General features: G+C 61.3%; 28 protein-coding genes and 3 pseudogenes. 17 read left to right on the top strand and 14 right to left on the bottom strand.

The window, feature by feature from the left end; all coding sequences use genetic code 11:
- Positions 1–128 precede the first annotated feature (128 nt).
- The gene (locus T8T21_RS05805; protein WP_322337166.1) at positions 129–3,329 is read left to right on the top strand and encodes a DEAD/DEAH box helicase family protein; all 3,201 of its coding nucleotides are present in this window, start codon (positions 129–131) and stop codon (positions 3,327–3,329) included.
- 1,608 nt (positions 3,330–4,937) lie between these two features.
- Here the strand turns inward: T8T21_RS05805 and T8T21_RS05800 are convergent.
- The 12 genes and pseudogenes from T8T21_RS05800 to T8T21_RS05745 all read right to left on the bottom strand — a co-directional run bounded on the left by T8T21_RS05800 (position 4,938) and on the right by T8T21_RS05745 (position 13,622).
- Positions 4,938–5,879 (bottom strand): site-specific integrase, encoded by a 942-nt coding sequence (locus T8T21_RS05800; protein WP_322337460.1) that lies wholly within the window; start codon positions 5,877–5,879, stop codon positions 4,938–4,940.
- Positions 5,880–5,936: 57 nt separating this feature from the next.
- Positions 5,937–6,125 (bottom strand): annotated as a pseudogene (locus tag T8T21_RS05795) (DUF6538 domain-containing protein); the annotation flags it as partial.
- 150 nt (positions 6,126–6,275) lie between these two features.
- Positions 6,276–6,983: pseudogene (locus T8T21_RS05790) on the bottom strand (IS5 family transposase); the annotation flags it as partial.
- A 130-nt stretch (positions 6,984–7,113) separates the two neighbouring features.
- Positions 7,114–8,250, bottom strand: coding sequence for a DNA adenine methylase (locus T8T21_RS05785; protein ID WP_322337165.1), 1,137 nt, complete (start codon positions 8,248–8,250; stop codon positions 7,114–7,116).
- Positions 8,247–9,512, bottom strand: coding sequence for a hypothetical protein (locus tag T8T21_RS05780; RefSeq protein ID WP_322337164.1), 1,266 nt, complete (start codon positions 9,510–9,512; stop codon positions 8,247–8,249). The genes T8T21_RS05785 and T8T21_RS05780 overlap by 4 nt, the downstream gene beginning before the upstream one ends.
- A 1-nt stretch (position 9,513) precedes the next feature.
- The gene (locus T8T21_RS05775; protein WP_322337163.1) at positions 9,514–11,037 is read right to left on the bottom strand and encodes a DGQHR domain-containing protein; all 1,524 of its coding nucleotides are present in this window, start codon (positions 11,035–11,037) and stop codon (positions 9,514–9,516) included.
- 85 nt (positions 11,038–11,122) lie between these two features.
- The gene (locus T8T21_RS05770) at positions 11,123–11,353 is read right to left on the bottom strand and encodes a hypothetical protein (protein WP_322337162.1); all 231 of its coding nucleotides are present in this window, start codon (positions 11,351–11,353) and stop codon (positions 11,123–11,125) included.
- The gene (locus T8T21_RS05765) at positions 11,350–11,589 is read right to left on the bottom strand and encodes a hypothetical protein (RefSeq protein WP_322337161.1); all 240 of its coding nucleotides are present in this window, start codon (positions 11,587–11,589) and stop codon (positions 11,350–11,352) included. Before T8T21_RS05765 ends, T8T21_RS05770 begins: the two co-directional genes overlap by 4 nt.
- 111 nt (positions 11,590–11,700) lie before the next feature.
- On the bottom strand, positions 11,701–12,348 hold the full coding sequence (locus tag T8T21_RS05760; protein WP_322337160.1) for a hypothetical protein: 648 nt from the start codon (positions 12,346–12,348) through the stop codon (positions 11,701–11,703).
- Complete coding sequence (locus tag T8T21_RS05755) at positions 12,348–12,602, bottom strand: hypothetical protein (RefSeq protein WP_322337159.1); 255 nt, start codon at positions 12,600–12,602, stop codon at positions 12,348–12,350. The genes T8T21_RS05760 and T8T21_RS05755 overlap by 1 nt, the downstream gene beginning before the upstream one ends.
- Positions 12,602–12,844, bottom strand: a complete 243-nt coding sequence (locus T8T21_RS05750; protein ID WP_322337158.1) for a hypothetical protein — start codon at positions 12,842–12,844, stop codon at positions 12,602–12,604. Before T8T21_RS05750 ends, T8T21_RS05755 begins: the two co-directional genes overlap by 1 nt.
- Before the next feature lie 373 nt (positions 12,845–13,217).
- Positions 13,218–13,622: a helix-turn-helix domain-containing protein gene (locus T8T21_RS05745; RefSeq protein WP_322337157.1), complete on the bottom strand. Its 405-nt coding sequence runs from the start codon at positions 13,620–13,622 to the stop codon at positions 13,218–13,220.
- A gap of 415 nt (positions 13,623–14,037) precedes the next feature.
- Here T8T21_RS05745 and T8T21_RS05740 point away from each other — a divergent pair, with 415 nt between their 5' ends.
- Positions 14,038–14,481 (top strand): hypothetical protein, encoded by a 444-nt coding sequence (locus tag T8T21_RS05740; RefSeq protein WP_322337156.1) that lies wholly within the window; start codon positions 14,038–14,040, stop codon positions 14,479–14,481.
- Positions 14,482–14,701: 220 nt separating this feature from the next.
- Here T8T21_RS05740 and T8T21_RS05735 read toward each other — a convergent pair whose 3' ends face one another.
- Positions 14,702–14,956, bottom strand: coding sequence for a hypothetical protein (locus tag T8T21_RS05735; RefSeq protein WP_322337155.1), 255 nt, complete (start codon positions 14,954–14,956; stop codon positions 14,702–14,704).
- Between the two features lie 265 nt (positions 14,957–15,221).
- On the opposite strand from T8T21_RS05735, the pseudogene T8T21_RS05730 reads away from it, so the two are divergent.
- The 7 genes and pseudogenes from T8T21_RS05730 to T8T21_RS05700 all read left to right on the top strand — a co-directional run.
- Positions 15,222–15,443 (top strand): annotated as a pseudogene (locus tag T8T21_RS05730) (DNA translocase FtsK); the annotation flags it as partial.
- Between the two features lie 57 nt (positions 15,444–15,500).
- Entirely contained in the window at positions 15,501–15,776 is a 276-nt protein-coding gene (locus T8T21_RS05725) for a DUF2312 domain-containing protein (RefSeq protein ID WP_322337459.1), read from the top strand.
- Positions 15,777–15,779: 3 nt separating this feature from the next.
- A complete protein-coding gene (locus T8T21_RS05720; protein ID WP_322337154.1) occupies positions 15,780–16,187 on the top strand; it encodes a RusA family crossover junction endodeoxyribonuclease in 408 nt (135 codons plus the stop codon).
- The gene (locus tag T8T21_RS05715) at positions 16,184–17,164 is read left to right on the top strand and encodes a hypothetical protein (protein ID WP_322337153.1); all 981 of its coding nucleotides are present in this window, start codon (positions 16,184–16,186) and stop codon (positions 17,162–17,164) included. Before T8T21_RS05720 ends, T8T21_RS05715 begins: the two co-directional genes overlap by 4 nt.
- Positions 17,058–17,735, top strand: coding sequence for a hypothetical protein (locus T8T21_RS05710; RefSeq protein WP_322337152.1), 678 nt, complete (start codon positions 17,058–17,060; stop codon positions 17,733–17,735). Before T8T21_RS05715 ends, T8T21_RS05710 begins: the two co-directional genes overlap by 107 nt.
- 59 nt (positions 17,736–17,794) lie before the next feature.
- Positions 17,795–18,136 carry a helix-turn-helix domain-containing protein gene (locus T8T21_RS05705; RefSeq protein ID WP_322337151.1) on the top strand — a complete coding sequence of 114 codons (342 nt, stop codon included), beginning with the start codon at positions 17,795–17,797 and terminating at the stop codon, positions 18,134–18,136.
- A 326-nt stretch (positions 18,137–18,462) separates the two neighbouring features.
- Positions 18,463–18,894, top strand: coding sequence for a hypothetical protein (locus T8T21_RS05700; protein ID WP_322337150.1), 432 nt, complete (start codon positions 18,463–18,465; stop codon positions 18,892–18,894).
- Positions 18,895–19,026: 132 nt separating this feature from the next.
- Here the strand turns inward: T8T21_RS05700 and T8T21_RS05695 are convergent, their stop codons facing one another.
- Positions 19,027–19,716: an outer membrane protein gene (locus tag T8T21_RS05695; protein WP_322337149.1), complete on the bottom strand. Its 690-nt coding sequence runs from the start codon at positions 19,714–19,716 to the stop codon at positions 19,027–19,029.
- Between the two features lie 228 nt (positions 19,717–19,944).
- Here T8T21_RS05695 and T8T21_RS05690 point away from each other — a divergent pair, with 228 nt between their 5' ends.
- From T8T21_RS05690 to T8T21_RS05655, 8 genes are all read left to right on the top strand, one after another.
- Positions 19,945–20,172 carry a hypothetical protein gene (locus T8T21_RS05690; protein ID WP_322337148.1) on the top strand — a complete coding sequence of 76 codons (228 nt, stop codon included), beginning with the start codon at positions 19,945–19,947 and terminating at the stop codon, positions 20,170–20,172.
- Entirely contained in the window at positions 20,162–20,341 is a 180-nt protein-coding gene (locus tag T8T21_RS05685) for a hypothetical protein (RefSeq protein WP_322337147.1), read from the top strand. The genes T8T21_RS05690 and T8T21_RS05685 overlap by 11 nt, the downstream gene beginning before the upstream one ends.
- Positions 20,328–20,774 carry a hypothetical protein gene (locus T8T21_RS05680; RefSeq protein WP_322337146.1) on the top strand — a complete coding sequence of 149 codons (447 nt, stop codon included), beginning with the start codon at positions 20,328–20,330 and terminating at the stop codon, positions 20,772–20,774. The genes T8T21_RS05685 and T8T21_RS05680 overlap by 14 nt, the downstream gene beginning before the upstream one ends.
- A complete protein-coding gene (locus tag T8T21_RS05675; protein WP_322337145.1) occupies positions 20,767–21,390 on the top strand; it encodes a YcbK family protein in 624 nt (207 codons plus the stop codon). Before T8T21_RS05680 ends, T8T21_RS05675 begins: the two co-directional genes overlap by 8 nt.
- The gene (locus tag T8T21_RS05670) at positions 21,387–21,623 is read left to right on the top strand and encodes a hypothetical protein (RefSeq protein ID WP_322337144.1); all 237 of its coding nucleotides are present in this window, start codon (positions 21,387–21,389) and stop codon (positions 21,621–21,623) included. Before T8T21_RS05675 ends, T8T21_RS05670 begins: the two co-directional genes overlap by 4 nt.
- Before the next feature lie 31 nt (positions 21,624–21,654).
- Entirely contained in the window at positions 21,655–21,807 is a 153-nt protein-coding gene (locus T8T21_RS05665; RefSeq protein WP_322337143.1) for a hypothetical protein, read from the top strand.
- Positions 21,808–21,892: 85 nt separating this feature from the next.
- A complete protein-coding gene (locus T8T21_RS05660) occupies positions 21,893–22,429 on the top strand; it encodes a terminase small subunit (RefSeq protein WP_322337142.1) in 537 nt (178 codons plus the stop codon).
- On the top strand, positions 22,426–24,360 hold the full coding sequence (locus T8T21_RS05655) for a phage terminase large subunit family protein (protein ID WP_322337141.1): 1,935 nt from the start codon (positions 22,426–22,428) through the stop codon (positions 24,358–24,360). Before T8T21_RS05660 ends, T8T21_RS05655 begins: the two co-directional genes overlap by 4 nt.
- Positions 24,361–24,409: the final 49 nt, after the last annotated feature.

Here is a 24,409-nt window from a genome sequence, read left to right as displayed (position 1 = left end):
AAGAGTTAAGGCGATAGCCCGGGTAACATCCTGAATTGCATCGCGAAATCAAGATTTTCCCTTGGCTTGCCATGGCATCTGGGCATACTGACGCCCCCCGATGCAACCAGCAATAGTTATTCGACGCCATGGACCAGCTTACGATCCTTCGATCTGACGTAACTGCGGCAAAGCGGGTTCGACTGAAAGCGGGCGGACAACTGAAAGTCGATTCCGGCCAGTTCGGCTCACGCTTCGATGTCGAGCAGGTGGCTGTGGAGTGCCTCGAAAGCCTCTACCAGCAGCTGTGCCGGCTACAGAGCGATCCGAACAAGTTCGTTATTCGAGGAGCCTTGGCGGAGGATCGGCCTACAACGGGCGTTAAGCGAACTTCTCGCCAGAATGGGACGGAGCCGGCAAACTTCATCGCCTGCCCCCGCCAATGGTTGATGATCGACCTCGACGGCATCCCGCTGCCGGAGGAGTGGATCGACCTTGAGAACCATACGGTCGATATCTTGGACTACGTGATATCGTTGCTGCCGCCAGAGTTCTCGGGGGCGGCATGCGCGTACCAGTGGTCTGGGAGTATGGGCTTCAAGACCGGGGAAATTCGGCTTCACCTCTGGTTCTGGCTAGAACGCGCGGTTTCCGATCAGGAAGCCAAAGCTTGGCTGCAGAACTCCCCCGTTGATCTATTGGTATTCGGAGCCGTTCAACCCCATTTCACCGCCGCGCCTGTCCTCGATGCGGGGGTAGAGGATCCGCTGATAGAGCGGCTCGGACTGTACCACCCGCCTGGGTGTCGGGCTGCCGTGCAGCCACCTGCCGATCTTCCGGAGCGAGCTTTGCGTCCTCGGTTTCGTCTGCACCGCTCCGCTTCCGGAACCCTCGATACCCAGGGTATCGTCCGGGATCCCGACACTGGTTTGGTCATCGACGGGCGTGAACGCTTCATGCTGCTGAAGAGCAACGATGCGACATGCGAACTACTTCGCGGCCAGAAGGCTCGGAAGACCGCGCCAGGAGTCCGTGAGATCGCTGACCTCACTTGGCGCCTCTTCTCACACGAAGCCGATCTGACAGATGGGAAGTGGTCATACGACAATGCGCTATCCGAGGCGCAGCGCCGACATGAAGAACTGCTAAGCGGCAGCTATAGCTTCACGTCCAGAAACGAGGCCACGGTCCTGCTGCCCGCTTCCGAGCCGTTTACGACCCTATCCACAGTAGATGCCGACACCGGCAAGGAACAGCTGAACTCGGCCCTTACGGACTTCTTCAGCCAGCTCCACGACAAGCCGCGTTTGGCGCTTCGCATCACGACTGGGGCGGGCAAGACACACGCCACTCTGTCCAATTTGCGGGACTACCTCGCCTCATCTTGGGGCCAGACCGTCGAGATCTACGTGCCACGTCATGATCTTGCGGAGCAGTACGTCGAAGAGATCAACGAGCTGGGTGGCTTCCAGGCCGAAGTCATTCATGTAGGGCCAAGGACCGGAGGATCGGCCGGAGCCATGCCAATACTGTGCGAGCGGCCTGAATACGTTCGCGGCCTGGAGCAAGCTCGGCTGAGTGTCTTCGGGAACGCCTGCGCTACGGAGGACGGGACTAAGTGCAAGTTCTTCGAAAGTTGCCGGTACCTGCAGCAGTTCCGGGACGTGGAAGCGAGCAGCGACAACCACGGGAACGTGGTGCGGATCATGGTCCACCAGTACCTGCGCATGCCGCGCAATTACCTCATGTCGAGGCCGGACCTCGTGGTGATCGACGAGGCATTTTTTCAAGAAGTTGTTGATACAAACGTCAAGATCCCTCTGCGCGACATCCGGCAGCATGTCCGTACGGAGGATATCCCAGATCTCGGGCGAAAGATCGCAATCTATCTGGAGGATGGAGAACCACTACTGCGCTGCCTGCGCAATGACGGTGTTACTGCCAGCGACTTGGGACGTGTAGGACTTAGTCACCTACAGCCGGCGCTGGCGTTCGATCCTGATCGGTTAGCGAAGCCGGCAATGAATGGCGACGCAATACTATACCGATCGCTGACTACGATGCTGCGGCTTCTCCAAGAGGAGATGCGGCTTCATCCTTGCAGGGATGATGCCTCACGGGTCGTGTGCGATGCATCAGGATCCGAGGGACCGGTAGTGCGGTTGGCGTTCACCCAAGGACCTGTCGTGACCGATGACACTGCCGTGTTATGCCTTGATGCGACTGCCGACCAAACCCTGCTGGAACCACTACTCGGTCCGATCGACCTCGTACGGATCGACGTCAAGCAGAACGCCTTGATCACACAGGTGTACGACCGGACGGGCAGCAAGGCTTACTGGTCGGATAACCCAGAAGCAGTCGGTCAGCTCGAACGAGTTTTGAACGCTTGGTCGGAGTTCGGTGAGCCGCCTCTTGTTGTCGGCCACAAGGAACTCGCAGACAGGCTTCGGGGAAGCGAGAACGTCGATCCAAGCGTAAGGGTCGGCCACTTCTCCGCGCTTCGCGGGAGCAATGACGCTAAGGGATGCTCTACCATTTTCGTCACTGGCCGCAATATGCCGTCGGCCGCAGAGGTGGATCTGAAAGCACGGGCCTTGTTCTGGGATGATGAGGAGCCATTACTACACGATGATGCCGCCGCCGCAGGCCGGTCCGATCGGCCCACTCGCTTGCCAGTTCAGCTGCGAGGCTACGTCCAGTCGTCTCTCAACCCGCTGCCCCAGTCGGGCGTGAAGGTTCCCAGCTTCAGCGATCAGCGCATCGAGGCCGTTCATGCACAGATACGAGATGCCGAGACGATGCAGGCCATTGGACGGTTACGGCTGGTGCATTCCCCCTATAGAAAACGGGTCTTCCTGTTGAGCAACTTGCCGGTCGAAGTTCCGGTCGATCAGCTCGTGTCCTTCGATGAGCTGATGCCAGACCGCTTGGAGCTGGAGTTGCTGAAGAAGGGGAATATCCCCTTGACCCCCCTCGGCTTGCTGAAGATGCGTCCTGACTTGGCTCCCTCGAAAGCCGTTGCCGAGAAACTTCTGCAAAGAAGCAGGGTCAGGGAGGTCAGCCGCCTCAAGTCGATCCCCGAGCTGATAAGAACAGGGGCTGTCATTCTGACTTTCAAGGCCAAGAATGCGGGGCGTACTCGGGAGCATCAGCACCTGTTCCTCCTCGATTGGCATACCGGCTACCGAGAGCCGGGTTTGAGCCACGGGATGATCTCGGTGGGGCATTTCTCGTTGGAGCGTGCCGTCCGGCTCCTCGTGAATGGCGATCCGGAGATCGAAGGATCAGGGTGGGCGGGGGTTAGTGATCCCCATGTGGAGGAAGTCTTCCGTGAAGAAGCCCCTTAGCCGGACAAGAAGCTATATATATACTAATAGCACTTTGTCCGCGTAACGGGGCTATACCCCCCGGGCCAAGGTTACAGGTCAAGGGTACACGGAGCCGGCTCCCCCCTCTGTTCTGGGTGTTCGTCAACTGTGCCGGTTGGCTCTTCGACGGCGCCATGCGGACCGATGCCCCGCCACGACTGAGCAAGTTGACAACCTTCAGACCTCTTCGCCGGTCGGGGCTGTACACGATATCCCATACCCCCTGGGGTGGCACTCGCCCCCCCACCGCCCAGCGCAGCCACGGAGAGCCTCGCAGTGAATCGCACAGCGCCATCTTGGCCTTGGAAGGGTAACCCACTCCCGAACCACGAGATGACTCTCCACGGCCCTCTCAAGACTCCTGACGAGACGTAGCGATCATGCTCGCCTCCGGTACCAGCAGGCCCTTCCTGAGCTGCCGTTAGCCAAAGCTACGCCACCGGCCAGCCGTAGTACAAACCGTAGTACAGACCGTGCCTGTTGACCGCCTAGCGCGAGTACGGATACCCCTTGTTTTGCTGGGGCGTACAGCGACGGAAGTGCCTGCAACGGGAACAAAACTCCCTCTGCCGGCACCACAAGATCCTCCAATGCATTGATGCGCCTCGGCTTTTGCTCGGATCAAGCCAAGGCGTAGTACATGCCGGATAGCTGTCCGCTTTTTGGACATGCCAAAAGCCCACACCCTGCGCAGAGCAGTAATTTACGCTAGGTCAAATGCCTTTCGACTGTTAGGTTCTACTTGTACCTTAACGAGTGTTGCCCGGCGTTTTATAGGGTTACGGTACGGATCGGGCGTCTTTCGAGATGTAGCGGCGACCGATCCGCATCGGCAGTCCGAATTAATATTATTCTCCGCATTGGTTCTGCCAGGCAGACGAAAGTCAATCCGGCCCGCTTCTGCAACGGAACCGCTCTATCACCGAGATCGGCGCAATTAGGGCAGATCTCTCCGAGCCTCAGGTAGGTGCGTAATGTTTATAGGCCCGCTATGCGCAATGGCACCCTTCGAAGCACCCGTTATCCTTAGCCGCCTTATCCTCGACTTAGCAGGGGAGACATCGGTTCAATCTGAGGCAGGAAATTCGGCACAGTTGATTTCGGATATCTTGCGGGCTGCTCCGCCACCTATCCGTGCAATGGCCACAGTGATGGATGGCGAAGGAAACATCCTACGAGCGGGCAGCGGGCAGTACACCTGTATGCCAGCCGCGGACGTTTTCCCCGGCCCTGTGTGCATGGACCAAGTCTGGCTAGATTGGCTACAGGCCCATCGCGAGAAAGAAACATTCACAACCGGTAAGAACGGAGTTGCGTTCGTATTTGCCGAAAGGGGTAGCAAAGTTAGCCCACACCCTCATCGCTCCATGCAGATTGAGAATAGAAGGCGTCTCGAGGGGCCATACATCATGGTCATCTCTCCAGATCCTTCGGATCTAGATACCATACCGATCATATCCGAAGAGGATGATCCTTTCCTCGTATGGCCGGAAAGCCCGTTTGCCCATATCATGGCACCGATTGGGAATAAGACCCAAGTAGCCGAATAGCCTTCACGGAGTGAACAGATTGTTCGGCTACGATACTTCAAGAGCGGCACGAAACCTTTTCCATCCATTTTCTCACTACGGTCAACGGGTAACCCTTCCCATAGCCATGGCCCACCCCCTCAGTTTGCCAGCCGCCGATCTGATCAACAATGTCTGCCGGGCATTCCACGGCTCTCAACCGGTCACGCATCGAGTGCCGGAAGCTGTGCATCGTCGATCCATCCGGCACGAAGATCTTCAACCATTTGTTGAGGCCTGCACTGGCAGCGTTGGCATTCGTCGTGTCGGTCTTATTGTAGCGAGGGAATGCGAGGCCCGAGCCTTCATGCGCAGTAAGTAGACGCTCGGCAGCCCAGTGAGCAGAACCGACAAGGGGAACCTCTCTCGTGCTTCCAGCCGTTTTGAGCCTGCGCCACGGATGCGGAGTGATCCGTGCGGAGTAGTTGCCCTCATCGTCCTGCACGATGTCCTCGCAGAGCAGCCCCGCTGCCTCTGCTAGCCGCATCCCCGTATCCGCGACCAAAGCAACCAGCCAGCGCATTTCATCGTCCAGGCGGTAGCACTCGGCCTGTACAGCACGGATGGCTTCGACCGGAATAGGCTGACGGTCTGACACGCCTGCGGATCGGTCGTAGTAGACCTTGGCGAAGGGGTTCGTCAGTTCTATCCCCTCTTCGTTGGCAGCGAAATTGATGATTGACCGTACCGTGCCGAAGACCCGGGTGATGCTGCTCCCGGCCATTCCACGAGCGATCAACGCATCCCGGAAGGCGTTGGCGTCCGCCTTTGTGTAGCTGGTGAGCGGCTTGTCGCCGCAGGTGTCGATCAGATAGCCGTAAGCCCGCTCTGCTGCCCGGTGGAAGGTAACCCCTTTCCCGTCACCCTTGAGCCGCAGGTATGTCACCACAGCCTCAGAGAGGCTCATACAGTCGATGTTGACAGTGCGGCCGTCGGAAGCCCGCTGACGGGGATCAGCCACTCCCAGTCGCAACATGTGCTTCCCTGGAAGGTCCGCATCCTGACTGCGGAGGTGGTACCAATACTCATCGAGTTGGCTCGCGGCTCGTACGGCCCGCGCAGATGCCACCCGTGCTGACCTCGTCCGAAGCGAATACGAGATTTTCGACGACGTGTAATGACGTCTCAGTTCCGCCGGCACACGACGCTGAAAGTAGAAGATGCCGTCCTTGAGGAAGCAGTGAGGGGCAGAAATGTACTCCGGCATGTACTACGCCTTGGCTTGATCCGAGCAAAAGCCGAGGCGCATCAATGCATTGGAGGATCTTGTGGTGCCGGCAGAGGGCACCAATTGGCACTGAAAACATTGCGTTATTTTTGATTCATAGACGTGGTCCCCCATGTAGTCCCCCATGATGCTCTTGGCGGCAGCAGCGGGACAATCTTCTTTCCAGGCGCGACCAGTGCGACGGATCGGTATGACAGCATCAGCGCCTCGATCGATGATGGCGCCATGGCAGCGGCGCGTATCGTAAGTGCCATCCGCGGTGACCGTGCCGATCGTCTCCTCCGGCGGGATCTGCGCCAGCAGATCCGGCAGCAGCGGACTGACACCTCGGCGGCTCGAGGTGAACTCGACCGCGCACACATCCCCGGTTCCTGCGTCCATGGCGATATGAACGTTTCTCCATTGCCTCCGGCGTGACGGGCCATGCTTTCGAGCCTGCCACTCGCCATCACCTCGGAACTTGATGCCGGTGCTGTCGATCAACAGGTTCAGCGGCTGCCCCGAGGCGCGATACGGGACCTGCACCGCGATCCGCGCCTGCCGGCGGCACAGCGTCGCATAGTCCGGAACCGGCCAATCCAGCCCCGCCATCCGGATCAGGCTCTCGACCAGCCCGACCGTCTGCCGGAGCGGAAGACCGAAGAGCATTTTCAGGGTGAGGCATGTGTGGATGGCAGCGTCCGAGAAGGTCTCGGGTCGCCCGCGCTTGCCGGTCATGCCGGCGTGCCAGACCATCTCGGGATCGAACCAGGCCGACAGCGCGCCGCGCTTGCGCAGCGCCGCGTTGTGGTCGGACCAGTTCGTCGTGCGGTAGCGGATCGGGGAAGGCTTCGGCATGTCCCCGAGCTAGCTGTCAGCACGCGCTCGGTGAATCCCTTCACCGATATGTGCAACAGCGCGAATTACAGTCAGGCCGAGGTTGGCAACAGTGGAACCAAACTCATAATGTTGGACGACAGGGCCAAAATTATAAGGGTTGGGTTAGCTTTAAAATGAGCTCATCCGCTTCCTGTCGCGCAGCACGATGCCGCAGATTCCCGCCCATAGTAGAAAAGCGGGAGGACACTTTCTCTTCTTCGATCTCAAAGTGATCTGCTGCAATTATCTTTACATCCTCACCGCTCAGGCCGTTGGAAGCTTTTCCGGCGGGGAACGTTATCAATACTTCAGCATCTCTCTCTGATAGAATTTTTAAGAGGTCATTTAGCGCCTTTTTAGAGGTCCTGCGGACAGAGAACTCTGAGCTAGGGCGCTCGCTTATTTCTGGATAACGCCCCGCCCCAAATACTTCTCCGACTCGTCCTCGAGCTACACTTTCAAGTACATGGTAAAAACGACTATAATGTACTCCGGAATAGGGCGGGTCTAAAAACACAAGGTCGCCGGGTTGAGCTTTCTGCGCGAGCTCTAAGGCGTCCTGGCAAAAAGCAACACCCTTTTTCAATGAAAAGCGCGGAGCGATATCTTCAATTCGTTCCCGAACAATTTCTGGTAGGTCACGCTGCCAGGACTTGATCAAGTAGCGGCCTGCAGTTTCATTGGCTTTGAAGGGCTGGGCTGTGTGGCCAGGTGAGGCCGCACAGCGACTTGCAGCCTGTATGAGCGCTGCAAGCGCAACCTTCTTGTAGCTATCGGTGGGGGGCAATGTTACGCGGAGCGCATCGAGCCACATCGCTTGCCACGGGGAAAAGTAATAGCCTCCATATGCCTTGCTTAGGCAGAAGTCCGAGCCAAAATGAAAGGATCGCGCGGCAAATGCGGCGTCAATTGGTGAGTAGTTGGTCAAGGACTCTTGTAAAGCCTTAGCATCGAGCCAATAACTATGGGCGTGTAGATGCACCATAGCACGCTCGAACCACATATCGACCCAGTCCCGCTCGATAATAGGTCTTGTCCGCTCGATAACTGACGCTGCTAAGACGGTCGAATACATCTGCAGGTCGGTTGCAAGAACTTCTTTCTCATAAAGCTCTGCTACATGCCAAGAAACTGCTGCAGATCCTGTGAATAGATCTAAAACGCGTTCAGATTTGGCTAGCGCATGGTTCAGAGCATCGCCCAGCCCATTGCAAAGCATCGTACGTTTCGAGCCCATATACTTCATGCAATGAGATTCCATAAGGCAGCCCGTTCGGTCTGACAGACGAGCATGGCATTGGCCCCAAGAGCCGACAACCATCCACTCCGATACTCCGAGGAAGCTAAGGCAGTATCCTCCAACGCGAGATCGATATCATCCCACAAGTCTGCTGTATTTTCAGGGGGGGAACCTGGGCGCCATAAGCCATGGTTCGCGCCGAACTCATGCCACCAGCTTTCGAAATGGAGAAACGGTTGAACGCCAGCGGCGCGCAGATTTTCTTCAGACATGCCGGTCGCCAATCTCAAAAGAAGGCCAGCTCGGCATATCATGGCATAAGGAGGTGCTGGAAGAGAGGTGTTAGCAACATGAATTAAGAATTCATGATCTGAAGGATCAACTTCCCGTATAAGGAAGTTAAAAGGAAGCGCCTGCTTCGTTGTTTCATTCAGTCGGCCAAAGCTATGCTCGTACTCGAACAACTCCATATCATGTGTTCGCGCTTGCGTTTCAAGGACCCTCCGGATCAAATGCCGCTCAAGTGCTGTACCGTTGGGTCGACAGGCCTCCCAGAAAATACGGAGAAATGCGGCGTCCTCCTCTGGCTTAGTCGCCAAAGGGCTTAGCGCTGTGGCCTGATAACTCGACCAGTTTCTTTCGCTTCGGTCATCGGCGCCGCGGCGAAGATCAAATCCCAATTCCCGCATCAGGTTGCTGGCAACGGCACGATTTTGCGAGGGAAAGAACTCGTCAAGCACTTCGGTAAGGGGCAGTCCTGAAAGTCGAAGGGGTTGAATTAGGCGGGCCATGCTCAGCTGAGTCGTTGACCATTCGGATAGTGCGAGCCATGCCATGTCGTGCGTCGGAATATCCTGTATAATCGTCACATCGCCTGTACTGTTGACAATTGCATTCCGTCTATTGAATACGCCAATTCCCGAGCTGGCCAGGATAGATAGCGCTGCCCGCAGTTCTGCGTAGTAAGATAGATGTCTGGCTATATGCGGCTGCCCGCTCATTAGGGACAGAAGCGCTTTCCCTAGGTAGCCCCATCCATCAATAGCGTGTAAAGGCCCGCGAACTGCTATGACCTTGCACATGTCCGTAGGCGAAACGTTAGAGAATGCAGCTTGTCCTGAGGGCAGTTCGCCATTCGGGAAGGGAAATGTTGGGGGCAACCAAGGTGATTGATTTGGGTCCCGGAAGCCACTCAACTCGTTTACAATGGCGATTGGACTGGCTTGCCTGATATTGGCTTTATCATCGCCGTTAAGAGAGAAGCTCATGTTAGTCTAGCTGCTTCAAGGCTTCTTCGGATGCCTGCGCAATTTGCCCTGTGCCGGCAGATAGATGACGAAGCAATTCTTCTCGTAGTGCAACGTATCCGCTGCTGCCACGGAATCCGCGCTTCAACCTGCGCTGATCGTCGCTAAGCCCGGGAGCATCTGTAGAGCGCCAGTCAAAGCTCGCAATTGCTGTAGCTAGTCTAACAATCTCTGCATGTATACTACTGTTCTTTATTTCCTCAATGGCAGCGCGTACATCATCGGTGCTCGTCGCGGTTCCTGGTACTACTCTGCTTTCGATGTCAAATAGCTCAGGTGATACTTGGGCGAGTGAGAAAAATATTCCGTTCGCAACAGCGAGTACGCCTCGAACTCCTTGTTCTTGGTTTAGCATCGTCTTTGTGCCAGAAAACGCATCGATCGTATCGCGATCGATTTTGCTCTGGCCATTTGGTTCGGTGAGGTGCTTTACCCAGTCAAAGCTATTGTCGAGAATCGCTTGTTGAATTTCTCGCCACAGTATAATTAGTAATGCCGCTTGTTGCGCACGTGACCAATCTAATGGGCCGGATGCGGCGGTGATGTTTGCAGAAAACAACCCCTTTGCAGATCGCCCGCTGCCGGTAGATAGAAAGCTGGTAGTTATTGCGCGCACCCATCCTGCTTGTGTCACTCCCGCACCAACTGGTGCGGTTTTGGAGGATTCGCCCAACATGTTAATTCGGTCAAAAAAGGGGCTATCCGGCTGGGTAAATAGGATTTCCGTTAGCTCCTGTGATCTTGCTTGCCTATAAATGCGCAAATCTGAGAGGGTCTCCAGCCATTCAGCGGATCTCAATAGGGGGAAGAGATCGAAGGCATGGCTCGGATTGATGCGTTTTGGAGATACGTTGATTGACCAGAACAAATAGGCTTGCCAGCCGATATCTAGGCCAGTGAAGGCAACTACTGGTAGCTCAAAGTCTCCCGGCAAACTGCCGCTTTTCAGCGCTTCATCGAATGCCCACAGGCGATGTTGTCCATCAATGACTTCAAATGGTTCAAGAGATTTCGGTGTCCAACGCTGCAGACGTTCACGGTATGGCAAAGTCAGTTGAGCGCGACTATCGCCCTCTTCGGTAACTGAAACGATATCTGACCGCGCGACTTTCCGGCCCCGTCTTTCGTCATTTTCTGTTAGTATATTTACGACTATCGCAGTTGGGAGCCAGCCCGGCTTGCGCATGCCTGCGGAAGCCTCGTCGCGTGCTGCTTGAGGCAAGCCACTGTATGGATGACCATAGCGAACGAAGTCGCGGATCGCTGCTGACCGTTTGGGATCATGGTGGCGCTGCAAGCCTTCGCCGCCATCACCTCCGCGTGTCCTACGGTACACGCCGCTGAGGGCGCGTAGTTGGATCGCAGGCATGGAGAAGAGTAGGATGTGGTCATCTGGCTTGCGTCGGTGCTGAGCGGGATCGAACTCAAAATCGTCCCATTCCGGCAACCATTGCTTGAACCGTATCGCCTGTACCGTGCCGTCCATCAGTAGTCTACCTGCGTAGTGCAATTCAAGAAGGCGGTAGCATCGATCTCCTCCTGATTGCCATCCCCTTGCGCTTTGTCTGCTCCTAACGACTTTGAACGTTGCTGCTACACCTCTGATTTGTGATGTAGTCTTCCAAGTTTGCTGTCTTGATGAAGGCTGCCGCACCACGCTTGTAGATTTGAAGGCGTGGCTCTCGACCCTCCTTCTTTGCGGCCGCTGCTTCAGCCTCCGCCCAGCGATAGAGGGTTGACCGATGGATGCCGTAGTAGTCCTGCACACGGCTTGTGCGGATCATGATGGGGGTGGTGCTCATTGGGGAAATCCATCTCTGGCTACCTCGAGGAGGCGGATCGTGTTGTCGGCATGCGGGGCGAGTTCGTCGACCATCCGCTTCATGCGCTCGGGGTCCACAGAAGCGATCCGGCCCGCGAGGGTGGCCGCGTTCATCAAGACCACCACCACCTGCGCGGCGTTGCCGCCGCAATCGGTGTAGACCTCGTGCAGTAGCTCGAGCGAGTGCTCTAGGTTGGGTTGGGTGCGTCGAACCATCGTGCAGGCCTCAAACTGGCATCAGTATCAGGTTCTGCGCGAGACGCAGAACATCGGCAGCAACGCAGACGGTTTCGGCTACAGCGATCGTTTTGGGTCGGGTGGGGGCGTTCATGCTGCTGTCCTTTCATCCTCGCCCGGCCACTGATCGGCCATGGCAGCTGCGATGCCGGGGAACGTCCGGCTGCGGATCTTCCAGCGGTTCGGGCCCGGGGGTGCGCGGTGGATCGCGGACCATGCCTTATGCTCGTCGGTGCCGGCAGCAGGCGGCGTCAGGCGGTTCGTCGGCTCCAGCGGCGGCAGGCCGCGCAGGTAGAAGCTGGTCGCCTTGAAGGCGGGCTCGCCGAACCACCACGGCTGGACCGTTTGTGCGGGCGGCTCGTAGCCCTCGATCAGCGCCTTGGCGCGGCGGTGCATGATCGGGTTCTCGACCGCGATGCGCGGGATGGGCGCGTTCCAGAAGGCGGAGAACAGCGCCGCGCCCTCGCGCAACTCGTCCTGCATCTGCTCGACCGTCTTGCCCTTCGGCGGGACGCTCAGCCAGCGGACACCGCTGTTGCAGAGCCGGGTGCAGGGCGGGTGGAAAACAGCGAGCATGTCCCAGCCATCGTGCAGCAGGTCGCGGGCGTCACCAACAATGTGGCGGTTCGAGCCGTCCTCGGCGGGCAACAGGTCGCATGACCAGGCGTCGTGGCCCCGGGTGGAGAAGGCGCGCCGGACCACGCCGGAGAACTCGCAGGCGATCAGGATGCGGGCCATCACGCCGCCCTCCCGCACTCGGTCACACGCCGCGAGATCCGCGCGTCACGGTACCAGGCTCGCGCCGCTGCTTCGTCGCTGTCGGCGCATGCAACGACGCCGTGCAGTTCGATCATCACGCGACCGCGTTTGGCCTTCCAATGACCGGTCTCGCTTTCCTGCACGGCTAGCCAGATGACATCAGCGCGGTCTGCGTCGTCCATTCCGTCGAGGCGCTCAACCAGCGCCGGGAGATCGTCGAAGCTATGTTGCATCACTGGCTCCTCCCGCCGAAGGGCAACCCGAAGGTCGCAAGGTGATGCAGGGCCATCGCCAAGATTGCTGCGCCAAGTGCCCATAGGAGGCCGGCAAGGGCGGTCGTCACTGCGGCTTCGACAATACCGATCACTCGGCTCGGGGCGCTGGGCGCGGGCTCGATGGCGTCGTTCATGTGCACGCGCACCTGATCCCAGTGGGTCGCGGTACGGGCGCGCGGGATGTCTGCAATGTGGGTCATGCGAGCCTCGTGGCGATGAGCCTAAGGCCTTGAATGGGGGCTGATGCCCCTCCCGTCACTGTGGCTTTCAGCGTGGCCGGGGTCAGCCGCTGCGTGATCGCAATCTCGTTCGCTTGTCGCATAGAGGCTCCTCTTGCCGCCTGATGCAGCAAGGGAGCTTAAAGTTCATTTAATGTGAGCTTGCAATACCTTTCGCTCACGAAAAATGAGGTATATGGCGGGAGGGCTCAACTTTCTGGGCATGCACTATTGGTCAGTGCTTGGCAAAGTGCCGTAGCGGCGACTAGAACCAAACAAGAACAAACTGAGGCAAGTATGAGAGCAGTTATGTACCGAGTCGTGATTGGCCTCCACTCAAGATGGGGCGTCGATCTCAACCTGGTCTTCGATCCTGTGGGGGCAGCGCAATCTGCGATAGCTCGACGGTTCGCTGTTCGGCGGGGATGAGGCCCCTCGTTTTCATCTCGTTGGTCTTCTCGATCAGCTCGAGGAGCACATACTGAACGTCCGAAGGAAGCTGCTGAAAATCACCGTGAAGTATGAAATTAAAGTCGATCCGGTGATTTCTGTGCAGGTAGAGCATGATCGCTCGCGATGGGTAGCTCCGGCCAGCCTCTGCATTTAGGAACGACGTAAGACCGACCCCGGCTTCTTTGCAGAACTGGGTCTTGGTCAGCCCGGTTGCTGCTCGCGCTACTGATAGGCGCATGGCGCAGGCCTCGGTAGATGCATCACCCATGCGCGTCATCTCGATCTTATCCCGATATTCCAAGGCCATGCCCCTCCGTAAGTTTGGGGGCACACTGCACCTTAGCTCATATTTTTTGAACATTCCATTATCTGATGGTATTGACCTCACAAAATGTGAGTCATAGTGTTCGTGCATGATGACCGTGTCCCAAATTGTCGACGCTATCGGCCATCGGCAGTTTGCCTTGGCTCTGAGAGCGCATGCGAACTCTGTCTCGAACTGGAAGGCCGAGAACTGCATCCCGGCTAAGAAATACTTGCTGGCAAGGGCCGCGTGTGCAGCCCACGGCCTGCCTGCTCCCCACAACTCTCTCTTCTCCTTCGATCACGAGGAACAAGAACCCGAGCCCCTACGCGCTGCCAGCTGATCGGTCAGGCTTCTGCCCCGATCTCAAGTCCACCTTCGTGCGAGAAGCGCGCAAGCCCAAGGAAACAGGCTTTCCATGAACAAGCTGCTTATGGCCCAGATCTTCGGCGACCTGATCGAGCAGGCCGGAGGCTTCGACGCCGCAACCGCCGCCATAGAAGCGCGGTGCGGCTCGATCTCTCAAGGCACCCTGACCAAGATCCAGAAAGGGCAGCTCGAGGTTCCTCTGCGCTGGGCGTGGGCGCTCGAGGATGCCGCCAAGAATATGCCGTTCACGCGCAATCGGAACCGGCGGCTGGAGTCGACCGGTCAGCTGACCTCCGATCGCGTATGCCACCTCGTCACGCTCAAGGAGAGCACCGAGGCCGTCACCGCCCAAGCCGCCGCCGAGAACTCGGACGATCCCGAGGTGCTGCGCCGCGCGCTCAAGGAGACGCTCGACGTGCGCGCCAAATGCGACGCCGATGTCGCCTGCTACCAAGCGAAGCTCGCTGCGCTGGGCGTCGAGGTGGGCGACTGATGCCCCGGCCTGCGCCAAGCCCCTTCGGCCGGGCGTGGGCTGTTCTCCCGATCATCGGGATCCTGTTTCCAGAGTTCGGCCGGGTTTCCTCCCCTGTGCCGAATGCCGCCACCGGCCTTTCCTCCTCCCGTGCCGGTGGCGGCGTCATTGAACACCTGGTCGCGTTCCACGCGGGCGGGTCCGAGCGGGGGCGGAGCCACATGAAGCTCTGCCTCCGCGATCACGAGGTTGCATCGAAAGGGTCAAGATCATGACGCGGCGAGTAAAGGTCAGCGATGAAGACCTCCGCGAGGCAGCGCAGGCTGGACTGAGCAGGGCCGAGACCGCCCGGCGCTATGGCGTAGGCGAGACCACGATTAAGCGCCGCGCTGCCCAAGCGGGCATCGAGTTCCGGCCGGGCAGGCTTGGTCCGAATGAGCGCGTAGCAGGCCTGACCAGCTCGCAGCGCGAGGACATCAAGATCCTGGTCACTCAAGCGGGCTACTCGAACGTCGACGCGCGTGAGCTGGTGCTCCGTCCAAGGCCCAAGGTCCGGGCTACTCCTCATACGGCATCCGCCCCAGAGGCGGAATCTCCGCCGCGCCCGGCATCTGTCCGCAAGTCAGCACCTGTACGGTCTCGGCGTCTGTCAGCGTCGCCTGCCGCTATCGCCCGGCATTTCGAGACCAACCCGTGACGTCAGCACACACCAACACCCGGCCCGGCCCTGCCGCCTAGCCAACCGATCCCCGGAGAACCCAATGACCGACCTTTCGACTGCCCCCTCTCAAGACGATGTCACCGCGGCCGCGATCGTTGACCCGATGATCCGTAGCGCGGCCGCCTATGTCATCCGGACCGGCAAGGTATCCGTAAAGGGCATCCGGGAGGCCTGCATGGTCGGGCCCTTCCGCGCTGGCGAGATCATTGCTTCGCTCGAGGCGCTGGGCGTGGTCGGGCCAGCCGACCGCACCGAGAAGCGGAAGGTTCTCCTGTCCGAGCTCCCGCCCGCGCTGGATCCGAAGGCGGCCAAGCCTCGGATGAAGGAAACGCCGGAGGATGTGGCGGTGCGCACCAACGTCGAAGCGGCCGCCGCTGCCGAGCTGCGCCAGTTCATCGAACGCGTTGAGCATCTCGAGGCCGAGAAGAAGGACATCGCCGAGCAGATCAAGGAGGTCATGGCCGAGGCCAAGGGACGCGGCTACGACACCAAGATCCTGCGCAAGGTGATCGTCCTGCGTAAGCGCGAGCCCGACGACATCGCCGAGGAAGAGGCGGTGCTCGATATGTATAAAGCCGCGCTGGGCATGAGCTGAGCCATGCCGGACCGCATCACCATCGTCATCCCAGGCAAGCCCTTCGGCAAGCAGCGCCCGAAGTTCGACCCGCGATCTGGCCGGGCATACACGCCGGACGCGACGGTGTCGTTCGAGCAGACCGTGCGCGAGCTCGCCGCCCAGAAGATCCGCACGCCGCTCGAAGGGCCGGTCGCCATGACGCTCGAGGCCGTGTTCGTGCCGGCGAAGTCCTGGTCGAAGAAGCGTCGCGCCGCCGCGCTGGGCACCCTGCACACGCAGAAGCCCGACCTCGACAACATCGAGAAGGCCATCCTCGACGGGCTGAACCGCATCGCCTTTGCGGACGACCAGCAGGTCGCGGACGTACGCAAGCGCAAGCGCTGGGGCGAGCGGGAAGAAACCATCGTCACATTGGAGGTCGCGTCGTGAGCAACAAGGTCTCCGCACTGGCCTACAGCCGCGTGGCGGGCTCGCCATCGCGCAAGGCCGTGCTCGTGTACATCGCCGACAAGGCATCAGACGACGGCTCTGGTATCTGGGCGTCCAAGGGCACCATCGCCGCCGAGACGGAGCTTAGCCTGTCATCGGTCAAGCGCATCATGCGCGATTTCGAGGCCGAGAGGCTGATCGGCCGGCGAGGTCGGCGCGCTTGCGAGAATGGCGCGACGATCGAGTACGCGATCAATCTCGACGTGCTCTCGGATCTGCCCAAGGTCGAAGTCCCCAGCACCAAATTTCGGAAGCCCGAGGAGGCCGGATCTGAGCAACCCCGGGGCGCAAAGTCGCACCGTTCTGAACCGGTGTCAGACGTGAACCGGTATCAGGGTGAACCCGGTTCACAGTGCGACCGGTATCAGGGTGATCCTGAACCCGGTTCACAGGGAACCCCCTACCCGGGTCACGGTGAACCCCAAACCACCCTAGAACCATCCTTGAACCATGGTGGTGGTGGACAGGCGCGCGAGCAGGATCGCGATCCGCCTCTCATCGCCGCCCCTCGGGAGCAGTTCCTCGAGGCGATGGGCGTTGATCCGGTCTCGGGCATCATTGGCCCGAATGCACGCCAGATTGGCACCGAGATCGACATGGCAATCGCCCGGCGTTGGGCGGTCGACCTCGGCCTGACCCTCGATCAGCAGCTGACCGTCATCGGGGAGGTCATGGCCCGCAAGCCGGATGGCCCGCCGAACAGTTTCAAGTTCTTCGATAAGCCGATGGCGCGCCACGCCGCTGAGCTGAAGCGCCTCGCTTCTGACCCGCTCTCCCCAGCCAACCCCTCCACCCGCAAAGGAGCCCGACATGACCGGAACGGCACTTTCGACCAACGCCACGATGAACTCCTCCGTCGCATCGCCGCGGGAGAAATCGACCGAGGACCTGATCCGAGCGACCCGTGGGCCAACTGATGCGCCCGAGGTGACCGAGGCCAAGATCCAGCGTCGCGCCCGCACCACCCTGGGGTTTCACTACCAGCCCGAGCGGTCGGACGCCGAGATGGCTCGCACCCTCGACGGCTTCGCTCGCGCCCTGAGTGATCTTCCGGCCTGGGCGGTGCAGGGGGGCTTCGACGACGCCGACCGCACCATCGCCCGCCGCCCGTCGCCAGCCGAGATCCGAATGCTCGCGCAGCGCCGCCTGCAGCCGATCACCGACGAGCTGGCCCGCCGCCGCCGTGCCGAGGAAGAGCGCGCCGCCGAGGAGCGTGCGCGCCGGGAACGCCGATGCAGCCCTGAGGAGGCCGCCCGGATCCTCGCGGGCCGTGGCTTCACCCCCAAGCGTTTCGGTGCAGTGGGCAAGCGCCCTATGGCGGGAAGCGTCGAGGAGCTCAACCTTGATGCCGCCGACACCCCGCACCGGCACTGGTCCGAGACCGTAGCCGCCGACAGTAGCGAGATGCGGGCCCTGCGCGCCGCACGCCTTGCCAACCCTTTGATGCGCGCCGGGATGCGGGATGAGCCCGAGGAGGGCGCAGCGTGAGCTGCATGCCGCGCCTCCCGGCCGAGCGCGTTTACCAGGCTGACGCCCGGCCCCGCATTATGATCGCCGACATCATCGACGCCTGCGCGGCCGAATGGGGCGTCCCCGCCTCGGAGGTCAGGGGACACAGCCGCAAGGCGCACATCGTCGCGCCACGCCATGCCGCCATGTGGCTCGCCCGGGAAATCACCGGGCGGTCCATGCCGGAGATCGGACGCGCCTTTCGTCGGGACCACACCAGCGTGCTGAGCGCGATCCGGCGGATCGATCAGGCAGACCCGGAAATGCGAGCCGCCGTGGCCCGCCTCCGTGAGCGGCTCGCGCCCAGCGCGCCGGAGCAGCGTTTCGTGGACGAGACCATGGATCGGGCGCAGATCGCCGCGCTGGGCGGGGTCAGCTGATGCGCTGGAAGGGAGAGGCCACCGCCCAGCGCCGCGAGCGAGAGCGTCAGGGCTTCTGGCGCTGGGCGGTGGTCTCGACCCAGATGAGTGACGGCGATTGGGTCTGGCTCGAGCCGTACTTCGAAATCGTCGATCGGCACGCTGCATTCAGCGGGGTTCGCCGCCGGGGCCTCACTGAGGCTGATGCGCGCCGCCACCTGACGCCACCGCCCGGACCCCCCAGCTTCGGATCCGCCGTAGCTCCGAAGAAATAGCGACACACGCCGACCCCGCCTGAGGCCGGCGGAAACAAAGCCGACGCAGATCGGCGCCCATGAGGGACAGACATGAACCATCCGAGCAGCGCCATCGCGCCCGCTGTCGCCTGCCCGCCGCCGCCCGCTCTCCCGCTTGAGGGTGTGGCCGGCGAGATCGCCGAGGTGATCGGTCGCGATCAGACCATCCGTCTCATCCGCGCCATGCGGGACACCACTGGTCGCAGCTGGCGCGTCTGCTTCTACGTGCCCAAGCGCCTCCCCATCGATCACCAGCTGGTCGAGGTGCTGGGCTGGAATGACGCGCGCCGCCTGGTTCGCCACTTCGGGGGTGAGATCCTGCAGACATCGAACCTGCGCTACATCGAGCGTGCATGGCGCCAGCACTCGATCCGGTACCTGCGCGCCGCCCAGCGCATGAGCGCTACCGACATCGCCAAGTACATCGGGCTCTCCGTCTACCGGGTGAGGGAGATCCTACGAGAAATCGACGCTGCCTGCTAAGTTTAAAATAGCAGACATTTCTCATCTCACTCCATCGGAAGAAAAAAACCGGCCCCGAAGGGCCGGAAATTCCCGGGAATGCATGACCGGGCAAACAGAAGTTAATTAATGCTGCTCGCTATTTGCGAGCATTCAGAAGTGGTAGGACATACGCGCAGAGGTAGTCGCGAACTCGGCATCCACATCGTCGAGGCCGCCGATGTCTTCAAAGCGGTGGCGCACGTACTCAGCTCCGAGCGAGATATTCTGGGTCAGCATGTATTCCATGCCAACGCCATAGGCGTAGCCGGTCTCATCTTCGCTCTCACCCGACGCATCACCTGTGCCGCCAAACTCGGCATAGGCCACGCCAGCAGTGCCATAAAACAGCGCTTCGGCAAACTGGTAGCCGACTTTGCCCATAAGGCGAGCAGCATAGTCCAGCTCAGCGCCAAAGCTCTCGCCTTCGGCAGCAATCTCAAGCTCGGCTTCGGTGCCAAGAACAGCCATCTCAACACCGAACACAGTACGCTGGTTCTGCCAGTTGTAGCCAAAGTGTGCGCCATACGCGACGCCGTCATCGGTCAGGCTCAGCGAGGGAAGTTCGTCGATTTCGACATCCCCAATAAAGTCAGCCGCTAGTTCTTCGAGATCAGCATCAAGGCCCAGCTCGCCATAGCCAAGCGTGGCACCTGCATAGGCGCCAGCCCAGTTCATGACCGGAGGCGCAACCGGAGCTGGCGTAACGACCATTGCCGGTTGCTCTACTACCGGGGAAAGGCTGCCAGCCAGAGCCGGGGATGCAAGAAGGGCGAGCAGGCCACCGTAGATCAGTTTGGTCATCGAATCCTCATCTGAACAATTTAGTTCGTTTTTTCTGATTATGAGCGCACATAGCCGCAATCAATTGCCCATAGGTTGTGGCCGCTGAAGCATCGTTCCTTGTGACTTTCTTGCATCGCGGGGGAACCGCCAGAGGATCGCACCCGGCGCGCTGGGCATGGTCGGGCGCAAGGGGCCGCCTGATCCATTGCGCGGCCCGCGATGCAGCAGGGGCGCGTGGTGCCGGGAGTGGACACCCAATCATTCATCGAAACGTATGGCCTGCCCGGGGTGATGATCATCGGGCTGGTCATTGCCGTGGGCAAGCTGTGGAACGCCTACACCGCCTCGAACGAGGGGCGGCTGAAGGACCAGCGCGAACACTCCCGTGAGACGCGCGAGCTCGCCCAGGCGTCCAACTCGTCCCTCGATGCCCTGACCCGAATGCTCGAGCGGGAGGGGCGCCGTGATCCGTGATCTGTGGGTGCGACTGCTCGGCCGTCAGAGGAAGGCCGCGATCGAGGCTGAGCGGATCGCGCTCGAAGCAGGACGGCGACAGGACGTCGAGGGCGTCGTCCGCCGCGCCCAGCGCATCGACCAACTCGTGAACGACATGAAACGGGAGCGTCAGCTTGGCACTGATTGAAGCAATCGCGGCCGCACTGGCGGCGCTGGGCGTGGGCATGTCCTGCCTGATCCTCCGAGGCGTATGGACCGGGCACCGCAGCCGTGGGGGCATGAGCGCCACCTATCGGCTTTCAGCTGGCGTGTTCCTTGTCATTTCGGCCTATGTGGCGCGCTCGCTGTACTGGGAGTTCGCGCCCTTGGCAGCGGCCGGCGTGTGGTCCGACTGGTTCGCGATCACCGGCACGGCCATCAACGTGGTCTTCTCCGCCATCTTCCTGCGCGGCCTCTACCATCTTCTGGTTTTGCTGTGGCTGCTGATCCCCCTCGAGGAGCGGCCCGATTGGTCGCTGCTCGAGGCGCCTTGGTATCCCGACCGCGCCGCTTTCGCGCGTGCCGTCCAAGCGCTGCGCCTGCGGTGGCGCTCCCCCTCGAAAGGAGATGACGATGTCTGACAAGTTCAAAGCGGCCCACTGGTCGAGAGTGTCGGCAGCATCTTGGCCATGGGAGAACTTCAGGCCCGCCGAGATGGCGTCGAAGGGCGACGGCTCGCTCGTGCTCGATATCGACGCGATGGACCGGCTGCAGGCGCTGCGGACGCATCTTGGCCGTCCCATGCTGATCACCTCGGCATACCGGGATCCGGCTCATAACCGGCGCGTCGGCGGCGCGAAGAGCTCCTACCACATGAAGGGCCAGGCCTTCGATGTCCGGATGGACAACCACAACCCCGCCGAGTTCGAGGCCGCGGCGCGCGCCATCGGGTTCACCGGCTTCGGCTACTACCCAGACAGCGGGTTCATGCACATCGACACGGGCCCGGCGCGGTCTTGGGGGACGCCCTTTCCCTCCCGCTCGACCCGGTTTGCTCCCGAGCCCGAGCCCAAGCGCGTCCAGAAGGCGGCTGCGGAAGGCACTGGCGTCGCGGCGGTCGCAGTGGCGGCCGAGCGCGTCGTGACCGAAGCGGCGCCAATGCTGCCCGATGCTGCCGTCTCCTGGGCTTTCACCGTCCTGGCGATTGTGGGTCTCGGTCTCGTGGCATGGCGCGCCATTCGGGCAGGGCAGGAATGATCGCGCGGATCAGTGCATGGGTCTCGGCGATGCTGGCCGGGGCTGTGCTGCTGCTCGGGGCCCTGCGCTTCGAGCGCAGCCGCGGGGCACGGCAGGGCAGGGAAAGGGCGAGGGATGAAGCGCAACGGATCGACCGCGACCGCGCGGCGGACATTCGCAGCCGCGTCGATGCTGCTCGCGGTCGCAACTACGGGGTGCTCGATCCCAGGGACCACCGTGGCTACCGCGACTGAGGCGGCGCTCTGCGATGCGTGGGCGGCGACCTTGCCCACGCGATCGCGTCTCGACACCGAGCGGACCCGCGCCGAGATCGGCGGCGCCTACGACGCATTCCTCGCGGCCTGCGCCGGCCGAGGCCTGCCCGCCGCCCTCAAGCCGCCCGAAAAAATGGGTCCTTTCGAGGGGGTGACGCCATGAGGGTGTGCCTACTCGCAAAAATTTATTTGTGCGAGCCCGCTGGAAACGCGGGTCTTTATTATATCGGCCGGCGGGGGCGGCTCGCATGAGCAACCGGGTTCAGCGGGGCGAGGTGCTGAACCGCACCGAGATGGCGCGGCACCTCGGTGTCGCCATGCCCACCCTCGACGAGTGGGTGCGACGCGGCTGCCCGGTGGTCGAGCGTGGCGGGCGCGGGCGGCAGTGGAAGTTCAACTCGGCCGAGGTGCGCGCCTGGCGCGACGAGGACATCCGCCACCAGATGGCCGACACGCGGCTCGCCTCCACCGAAGAGCTCAAGCGGCGCAAGCTTGCGGCCGAGACCGAGACGGTCGAGCTCGAACTCGCCAAGGCAAAGGATCTCGTGGTGCCGGTCGAGCAGTTCGAGCGCGCGCTCGCCAAGGCCTTCGGCGAGGTGCGTGCCGGGCTGCGCAATGTGGTACCTGGCCGGGCCGCGCGTCGGCTGATCGGCGAGAGCGACGAAACGCGAGTGAAGGCGGTCCTGCTCGACGAGATCGACCAGGCGCTGACGGCACTCGCCGACGAGACCCTCATCCTCGAGGACGATCTCGAGCTGAATGAGGACGAGAGCGAGGAGGAGTGACGGATCTCGCGCCCTTCGCCAATGGCGCCGCGCTGGTGCGCGCGGCGCACCGGGCCGGGGCGTTCCTGCGCCCGCCGCCGCGGCTGAGCCCGTCCGAGTACGCCGAGCGCGCCGTGCATATCCCAATCGGGAACGCGGTTCCGGGCCCGATCCGGTTCGACAACGCACCCTACCAACGCGAGCCACTCGACATGACGGCCGACCCGGCCTGCTCTCGGATTTCGCTCATGTGGGGCGCCCAGGTCGGGAAGACCTTGCTTGCTCTCTGTGCCCAGTCTTACCGGATCGAGCACAACCCGGTCAGCCAGATCATGATGCAGCCGAGCCAAGGCGACCTGCACACTTGGCTCGAGACCAAGTTCAACCCGTTGGTCGAGGCCAACGACGCGCTGCAGGAGCTGATCGCCAAGCCGCGCGGGCGCGACGGGGTGAACAATCAGCGCATGAAGTCTTACCCGGGCGGGTTCCTGATGTTCTCATGGTCCGGCTCGCCCAAGACCATGCGTGGCCGCTCGGCGCCGTTCATCGTCTGTGACGAAACGGACGGCTATGACCGGACCCATGAGGGGCACCCGGTGTCGCTGCTCTGGCAGCGAGCCGCGACCTTCGGCGACCAGCGGCTGCTGATGGAGATCTCGACGCCGACCTTCAAGGGCGCCTCGCATATCGAGGACGCGTTCGAGGCCGGTGACCGCCGGCGCTTCCATGTGGCTTGCCCCGACTGCGGTCACCACCAGCACCTCAAATGGAGTCAGGTCAGCTGGTCAAAGGACGAGGCGGGCGAGCACCGGCCTGAGACGGCGGGCTATGTCTGCGAGGATTGCGGCAGCGTCTGGACCGACGCGCAGCGCATTGCCGCAATCCGCGGGGCTGAGCGGGCGGGTGCGGGCTGGAAGGCGGAAAGGCCGTTCCGGGGCCATGCCTCCTATCACCTCAACGAGCTCTACAGCTGCTTTCGCAAGCTCGGCGACATCGTGCAGTCGTTCCTCGACAAGAAGGCGCAGGGGGATCTGCAGACCTTCGTCAATGTGTCGCTGGCAGAGACTTGGGAGGAGGAGGGAGACCAGGTCGACGGGGCCGCGCTGATGCAGCGGGCCCATGCCTTCTCGGCACCGGTGCCGCGCGGCGCGGCCATGCTCACCGCCGGCATCGATATGCAGCAGGATCGTCTCGAGGTCGAGATCGTGGGTTGGGGTCTGGGCGAGGAGAGCTGGTCTATCGACTACCGGGTGCTCTGGGGCGACCCGCTGCGGCCGGAGGTCTGGGCCGAACTCGACGCGGTGTTGGCCGAAACCTGGGAGCATGAGAGCGGCGCGCAGCTCGGGGTCTCCGGCGCCTGCCTCGACACCGGCGGCAGCGAGGGCCTGACCTCGGCCGCCTATGACTATGCTCGCGGCAAGACGGCGCGCCGGCTCTTCGCCATCAAGGGCGTCGGCGGCTGGGGCCGCCCGATCGTCTCGGCGCCGAGCCGGAAAAAGTCGAGGCGCACGCGTCCGGTGCCGCTGTTTCCGGTGGGCGTCGACGAGGCCAAACTCGTGGTCGCCAAGCGCTTCGCCATCGCGGATCCCGGGCCCGGCTTTTGCCATGTGCCCGACACGCGCGCGCCGGAGTGGTTCGCCCAAGCGACAGCCGAGGCGCTGCGAACCCGCAAGGTCAAAGGCTTCGCGGTGCGCGAATGGCACAAGGTCCGCGAGCGCAACGAGGCGCTCGACTGCCGCGTCTATGCCTATGCCGCGCTGAAGCTGGTGAACCCGAACCTGCCACGCCTCGCCGCTGCGCTGGCCGATGATGAGGAGGCGGAGAACGACGCGGTCGAGCCGCCGTCCGCTGTCGAGCCGGAGGCGGGGAACCCGCCAGAGGAAGAAACGCCGCGCCTGCCCGAGACTGCCGGAAAGCGGGTTTGGCGTCCGAAGAAGCGCCGCCGCAGGTAGGCACAAGGTGAGGCGGTGGCGTCCATTCCCTCTGAGATCTCCGCAGGCC

This window comes from Limimaricola variabilis, assembly GCF_034371605.1.
In the GTDB taxonomy this organism is placed as follows: domain Bacteria; phylum Pseudomonadota; class Alphaproteobacteria; order Rhodobacterales; family Rhodobacteraceae; genus Limimaricola; species Limimaricola variabilis.
The sequence above is the reverse complement of the archived record's forward strand: the minus strand, read 5'-3'. Positions and strand labels throughout refer to the sequence as shown.